The organism is Pedobacter sp. (assembly GCF_045628745.1).
Lineage (GTDB): Bacteria > Bacteroidota > Bacteroidia > Sphingobacteriales > Sphingobacteriaceae > Pedobacter.
Genome location: NZ_JAZQPU010000354.1, coordinates 1 through 7,042, shown reverse-complemented (window position 1 = coordinate 7,042; position 7,042 = coordinate 1). Strand labels below are relative to the sequence as shown.

At 37.8% G+C, this 7,042-nt stretch carries 9 protein-coding genes; 7 read left to right on the top strand and 2 right to left on the bottom strand.

Translation table 11 applies throughout. The annotated features are described in order from the left end of the window. Both ACR2F7_RS13005 and ACR2F7_RS13000 read right to left on the bottom strand, forming a co-directional pair. The coding region (locus ACR2F7_RS13005) for an IS3 family transposase (RefSeq protein WP_432713988.1) at nt 1–772 on the bottom strand (772 nt) is incomplete at its 3' end. Nucleotides 773–792: 20 nt separating this feature from the next. After that, a complete protein-coding gene (locus ACR2F7_RS13000; protein ID WP_432713987.1) occupies nt 793–1,059 on the bottom strand; it encodes a transposase in 267 nt (88 codons plus the stop codon). 323 nt (nt 1,060–1,382) lie between these two features. Between ACR2F7_RS13000 and ACR2F7_RS12995 the strand changes: the two genes are divergently transcribed. The 7 genes from ACR2F7_RS12995 to ACR2F7_RS12965 form a co-directional block, all read left to right on the top strand. Beyond that, nucleotides 1,383–2,426, top strand: a complete 1,044-nt coding sequence (locus ACR2F7_RS12995) for a Fic family protein (protein ID WP_432713986.1) — start codon at nt 1,383–1,385, stop codon at nt 2,424–2,426. A gap of 457 nt (nt 2,427–2,883) precedes the next feature. Continuing rightward, a complete protein-coding gene (locus tag ACR2F7_RS12990; protein ID WP_432713985.1) occupies nt 2,884–3,684 on the top strand; it encodes a methyltransferase, TIGR04325 family in 801 nt (266 codons plus the stop codon). 10 nt (nt 3,685–3,694) lie between these two features. Next, nucleotides 3,695–4,702: a glycosyl transferase gene (locus tag ACR2F7_RS12985; RefSeq protein ID WP_432713984.1), complete on the top strand. Its 1,008-nt coding sequence runs from the start codon at nt 3,695–3,697 to the stop codon at nt 4,700–4,702. A gap of 1 nt (nt 4,703) precedes the next feature. Further along, nucleotides 4,704–5,069, top strand: a complete 366-nt coding sequence (locus ACR2F7_RS12980; protein ID WP_432713983.1) for a sugar 3,4-ketoisomerase — start codon at nt 4,704–4,706, stop codon at nt 5,067–5,069. After that, a complete protein-coding gene (locus tag ACR2F7_RS12975; protein ID WP_432713982.1) occupies nt 5,050–6,138 on the top strand; it encodes a DegT/DnrJ/EryC1/StrS family aminotransferase in 1,089 nt (362 codons plus the stop codon). The genes ACR2F7_RS12980 and ACR2F7_RS12975 overlap by 20 nt, the downstream gene beginning before the upstream one ends. Before the next feature lie 53 nt (nt 6,139–6,191). Continuing rightward, nucleotides 6,192–6,674 carry a CHRD domain-containing protein gene (locus tag ACR2F7_RS12970; RefSeq protein ID WP_432713981.1) on the top strand — a complete coding sequence of 161 codons (483 nt, stop codon included), beginning with the start codon at nt 6,192–6,194 and terminating at the stop codon, nt 6,672–6,674. An 11-nt stretch (nt 6,675–6,685) separates the two neighbouring features. Continuing rightward, on the top strand, nt 6,686–7,042 hold a 357-nt coding region (locus ACR2F7_RS12965), incomplete at its 3' end, for an RNA polymerase sigma factor (RefSeq protein WP_432713980.1).

Below are 7,042 nucleotides of genomic sequence, written 5' to 3'. Positions count from 1 at the left end.
ACTGATTCGGCGTCTTACCACCTAAGGCTTCATGCGGCCTTTTATGATTATAATCCCATACCCATTCTTCGGCCAGGATTTGAACCTGCATAATATCTTCAAATAAGTAGGCATCTAAAATACTTTCCCGGAATGAACGGTTAAAACGTTCGATATAGCCGTTTTGCATGGGCCTGCCAGGTTGGATGAACTGGATCAGGATATCTTTATTTAAGCACCATTCACGGAATTCTTTGCTGATAAATTCCGGTCCGTTGTCAACCCTTATTCTTTTTGGTTTCCCTTGTTCTTTTATGATTCGGTCCAATAAGCGGGTAACCTGCAGTGCAGGCATTGAATGGGCTACTTCAATAGCAATAGCTTCTCTGTTATAATCATCAATCACGTTTAGGGTACGGAATTTCCTGCCATTCACCAGCACGTCACTCATGAAATCCACAGACCAGCTTTCTTTTAAGCGATCTGGTTGTACTAAAGGCTCCTTTACACGTTCTGGAAGCCGTTTGCGAGCTTTCCTTCGCCGGTTCAAACCCATCAATAAATATACCCTACGAACACGTTTATAATTCCATTTATAGCCTTGTTGCCGGATTCTACCGTAATATAAATCCTGGCCTTCGGTAGGATAGGCCTCAGCTAATTCTTGCAGTTTTGAAATTGTTTCCGTGTCGTCTTTTACTTTATTATAGTAGTACATGGATTTGGACAAGCTTACCGTCCGGCAAGCCCTGCTAATACTTATTTTGTGGGTAGTAACCACATAAGTAACCATGTCTTTACGCTGGCAGGGCTTTAAAACTTTTTTGAAAGTACATCTTTTAGGATCTTATTGTCTAGCGCTAATTCTGCATACATGTGCTTTAAACGCCTGTTTTCCTCTTCCAGTTCTTTCAAACGGCGTAGTTCCTGGTTGTCCATACCAGAGTACTTTTTCTTCCAATTATAAAAGGTAGCCTGGTGCACGCCAAGGCCACGGCAAATATCTGCTGCCGTTTTTCCTGACTCATGTTCTTTGATCGCTGCTACGATCTGCGATTCACTAATTTTTGACTTCTTCATCTTGCTGCTTTAAAGTTACGAATTTTCGCCTTTTGTGCAGTCCGATTTTTAGGAGGTGTTACACTTCTATAGAATGTGGTGAAAATTTTGAAGGACTAATCTGGAGAAGACCTCAGGTACTTTGGAAATAGTATCGCATTCCTGCTAGCAGTATGCTTTATCCTGGAATATTGCTAATAACCTAATTGGAGTTGTACTCGGCTTTTCAGTTCAGACGATAAGTAACAAGCCACTTGTATCCGCTATTTTAGCTATCGGCTCATTATCGGTTCTTATCGGACCATATCGGCTCATTTATTAAGTGCTTTTAGTTATATTTGTATATGAGCTCAGTTAATGTACATACAGAAACACTGGATTTAAATTGGAAATTGATCACTTTAATTAGCGATATAGACCGTTTTGATGCAGCTTGGCAGGCAATTGAAAGAAGAGAAGGTCAAAGCCTCAAAGAATTAAAGTTAATTGCTACTGTTCGGAGTGTGGGGGCATCGACACGTATAGAGGGATCGAGATTAAATGATATGGAGGTTGATGTTCTTTTAAAGAATATGGACATTTCAAAACTGGAGGAGCGTGACCAGCAGGAGGTTGTTGGTTATTTTGAAGTCCTTGATTTAATTGATGAGAGCTATGAACATTTGCCAGTTTCAGAAAATGGATTGAAGAATTTGCATAACCAGCTTTTGAAATACAGCCAGAAAGACCAGTGGCATAAAGGCAACTATAAACAACATACTAATGCTGTTGAAGCTCATCTACCTGATGGTACCAGTGAGATCATTTTCCAAACCACCCCACCTGGATTTCCTACAGAAGATGCTATGCGCGCAATGATGTTTTGGTATGATAACGATATAGAAACCCATCCGTTGGTTAAGTCTGCTTTATTTTGTTATGAGTTTGTATCTATACATCCTTTTCAAGATGGCAATGGACGGCTAAGCAGATTGCTTGCTACACTTCTTTTAAGAAAAAACGGTTATCAGTGGATTAGATATGTAAGTTTTGAACATGAAATTGAAAGTCAAAAAACAGAATATTACAGAGTGCTAAGAGCTTGTCAGGTACAAAGGCCAGGTGAAGACATTACCGAGTGGGTTTTGTTTTTTCTGTCCAGCCTCAGAAACATTCAGAATGCTTTAATGGTTAAACTGGATTCACGTGGTGTTGAACAAAGCATTTCAGTTAAAGAAAAACAGCTACTTTATATTATAGAAAGCAACGCTGGAATTAAAACTAGCGAGATCGCTAAAAAGCTGGGGATGTCCAATTCAACTGTTAAGAGAATGCTTGACAAGCTGATCACATTGAAGCTGATTGAAAGGCAGGGCGTAGGTCCTGGATCATATTATAATCTGTTATAATTTCTCGGCCCATTATCGGTTCTTATTGGCTCATATCGGCTCACATCAATAATAAGTAAGCCAGTTATTTTTTTCACTGACTTACATTTAAATGCTACAATTCCGTTGCACCGGGCGGTAAATGGTTAAATGAATCATTCCCTTTTGACCAGGTTGCGACATGTTAAATGAGGAACTAAAAATTCCCAATCCTGGTCCGTCAATTGCACTAGGTTATTTATGGCATTCCTTAGCATTGCCATGTGGTTTGCGTGTTGCGGTATTTCCAGTGCGCAATTCGGTGACATTAAATCTTTCTTAAATTCTCTTTTTCTTCCTTTTGCAATAAATTAATTTGTCTTGAATATGGGCTGGCTTAATCTGCAGCTCTCCCAGTTTTAATATGGTTGATTTATTTCTTCCCATCATATAGGACCTTTTTCCAATACGGTTGTCTTCTGAACATATTTATACATGTATGTTCAAAGCTTTATTTTCCAGGCGCAAAAAAGATCAATACGGATGGTTTGGAGATTATTCTTCCTGGGCCGCAGTAAGTGCGAAAGCTGATGGTTATCAAACCGATAATATTATTAACAGGACGAGAGACTCCTTGTTAAAAGTAAAATCCGGCACCGCTGTTTATGAACGGGATTCTGTTGTCTTTGATCAAAAAGAATACCCCTATGTTTTAATTACTTTTTTAATCCATAGCGCTTCCCTAAAGAAGAAGCCTCTAAATATCCTCGACTTTGGTGGTTCTTTAGGCAGCACTTATTACCAGGTAAGGGAGTTTTTGACACCTGAAATATGTGCAAGCTGGAATGTTGTGGAGCAGGAGCATTATGTGGCTGTGGGCAAACAAGATTTTGAAGACCAAACACTTAAATTTTTCCCTAGCATTGAAGCTTGTTTAACAGAAAAAGAAATTGACTTTGTGCTGCTTTCCAGCTCTGTTCAATACCTTGAAGAGCCTCATCTTTTCCTTCAAAAACTAGCCAAATTTAACTTTGATTTTTTGTTTTTTGACCGCACAGCTTTTAATAAGGCACCCTATGACCGTTTAACGCTGCAGATTGTTCCACCAGAAATATATGAAGCCTCTTATCCTGCATGGTTCTTCAATAAAGAGCGCTTTTTAAATCATTTCTCTGGATATAAACGCGTTGCCGAATTCCCTTCTTATGTAGATGGTGAACAAACCTTCACTATTGACGGTAAACCTGTTGCCTATAGCAAAGGCTTTTACTTTATTAATCTTTCTAAATACACCTGTTAATCCATAAACTATGCTTTCATTTTGTACGTTATTTAACACTACCTATTTGTCTCGTGGATTGGCAATGTACCAATCTCTGGAAAAGCAGTGTGCCGACTTCCATCTATATATTTTTGCCTTTGATAACCATTGTTTCAAATTGTTATCTGACCTTAACCTTTCATGCGCAACCATCATTAGTTTAAAAGAATTTGAAAATGAGAGGTTGTTAGCGGTAAAACCAAGTAGAACAGCAGGAGAATATTGTTGGACTTGCGCATCATCTACCATCAAATTTTGTCTTGAAACTTTTAAGCTCGAGCACTGTACTTATATAGATGCCGATTTATTGTTTTTTAAAGATCCTGCTGTATTGATTGCTGAGATGGGGAATAAATCAGTTTTAATAACCGAACACAGGTACACTCCTTGTCACGATCAAACAGAAAAGAGCGGTAAATATTGCGTTCAATTCATGACTTTTAAACACACCACTGAAGGCATGGAAGTGCTAAATTGGTGGGTAGATGCTTGTATCAATTGGTGCTTTAATCTTTTTGAAGATGGAAAGTTTGGTGATCAAAAATATCTTGATGACTGGCAAAGCAAGTTTAGCACCGTACATGTGTTAAAACACTTGGGTGGTGGGGTTGCTCCATGGAATGTGCAGCAGTATTCATTTAAAACAAGCGAAAAGCAGGTTATTGGTGAAGAAATATTGACCGGAGAGCAATTTGACCTTGTCTTTTATCATTACCATGATTTCCACTATACACGTAATAACTCCTATAGTTTGTCTAATAAAGCATATAAGATATTAAGGAATCCGGTAAAGCATATTTATAGACCTTATAGCCGTTCGCTTTCAATGGCAGAAAAGACGATTAGGGGCCAACAAAAAGATATTATACCACATGAGATAACAGACGACATCCAATGGGTAAAAGAAGTTCTTGGAAGATCTTTATTGTTCTTTCTAAGAGGCTACTATAAAAATATTTACAAAAAAAACGCACTGAATTTTGGCTTCCTTAATTAACTTGAAAACCTTTACAGATAGCCGTGGTAACCTAACTGTAATTGAAAAGGTTGTTCCTTTCGAAATCAAACGTATATTTTACATTTATGGCGTTGACAATTCTGAGCGTGGTGGACATCGGCACCATCAAACGCAGCAGGCTGCCATATGCATACGTGGAAAGTGCTGCATTTATAACAATAACGGCCTCGAAGAAACTTCTTTTACCTTGGATTCGCCAGATAAATGTTTGCTTATTCAACCTGAAGACTGGCATTCTATGTCCAACTTTAGCGAGGATGCTATCCTGATGGTTTTGGCATCTGCCTACTTCGAAGCCAGTGATTATATATACGCTCCTTACAGTTATGAATATGATAGAGTATGAAAATTTGTTCCTGCTAAACAAACCTTTCACGGAGCGCTATAAAGAAAGCTTTGCTGATAGTTTAGAAAAAGGATGGTTTATTCTGGGAAACAAGGTTCTTCAATTTGAAAAAGAATTTGCCTCTTATTGCGGGAGTAACTATTGTGCAGGCTTAGCTTCAGGTTTAGATGCGCTGGTACTTGCACTTAAATATTTTGACTTTCCCAAAGGGGCAGAGGTAATTGTGCCTTCAAACACTTATATAGCAACAATTTTAGCGATTTGCCAAAATGGATTGGTTCCTGTTTTAGTTGAGCCAGACCTGGATACTTATAATATTGATCCTGCTAAAATTGAGGAAAAAATCAGTCCAAACACAAAAGCAATTTTGGTGGTGCATTTGTATGGTAAAGCCTGTAATATGGATCCCATTTTAGCTATAGCAGCACAAAATGGAATTAAAGTAATTGAGGACTGTGCACAATCTCATGGGGCAACTTATAAAGGAAAAATGACAGGGACCTTTGGCCACTTTGGGGCTTTCAGCTTTTACCCTACAAAAAATCTAGGTGCGCTCGGAGATGCTGGTGCTTTGATTACTTCAGACACAGAAGTTATTGAAAAGATAAAAGCAATGCGTAATTATGGGTGTCATGAAAAATACCATAACAGTTATATAGGTGTTAACTCAAGACTTGATGAAATTCAAGCAGGCTTTTTATCTGTTAAACTGCCCTTTCTTGATGACATCAACGCACATAAAAAAAAGCTTGCCGCACTTTATCAGGAAAACCTTAAGCCTGAGTTTACCAGGCCGGTTATACACGAGGATTATAAAGACGTAAACCACATTTATACGGTAAGACACCAGGAAAGGGATAAATTAAAGGCATACCTTCTAAAAAATAACATTAAAACAGAAATACATTACCCTATACCTCCCCATCAGCAAAAAGCATTAAAAGGGAGCATCAAAGGATCTTTTCCCATTGCGGAACTGATTCATAGAACGACTTTAAGCTTGCCAATTTCTTATTTTCATACAGAACAACAAGTTGAACAGGTAATTACAGTAATGAACAAATTTTAAATCTAACATTAATCATCTGCGGAATTAGTATTTTAGCTCCCTAGGTAATTAAAATGTGGTGGAATAAGGCAACAATATTTATTTTAAAGATTACTATTGTTTTCATATTGTTTAGTATGGGGGCATGTAAAAAGGAAGTTACCGCTGATGAAGCGAAGGTTAAACCGCCGGTAAGAGCATATGTGGTAACTGCCAGGATTGATAAAAAGGGCACTAATAGCAATTCTGAAGGTACAGCAGTATTGAAAGGTAAGTATGATGAGGATACAAAAATATTAAGCTACGCTATAGAGTATACTAATGTAGCGCCTCTATTAATTACCTTAAGAAGCGGAATTAAAGGGAGTGAAGGATCCTTAGTGAAGCAATTATATAAATTAGAAAAGGAAAATGAAATTTCTGCCAAGATATCAGGCACTTTGTTATTAAATCCACTTCAGGAACGAGGCTTGTTAAAAGGGCTGTGGTTTGTTGCGATAAATACCATTATAATGACCCCTGAAATTTCAGGTAGGCTTACACTCAAACAACTTTAGCCGGAATTATAATGAGCATGTTATCAATAAGCCATATTCATGATGATTCAATCTTGATCGATGCTATTGCTTCGAGGGATAAGAAGGTGTTTGAAGTGATATATAAGAAATATTACGAGCAGTTATTCTCCATAGCCTACCGGTATGTTGGTGCCCAGGAAGCTGCAGAAGAAATAGTTCATGATGTTTTTATTACCATTTGGAATAAAGCCGGACATTTAAAAATCCAACATTCTGTAAAGAGTTATTTAATCAAAGCAATCATCAATACGTCGCTGAATTATATTAAAAAGGAAAAGTTAATAACAGCAAAGAGATTAAAATATATGGCCGAACAGCAGGAAGTTGATCATGATGAAAGCTCAAAA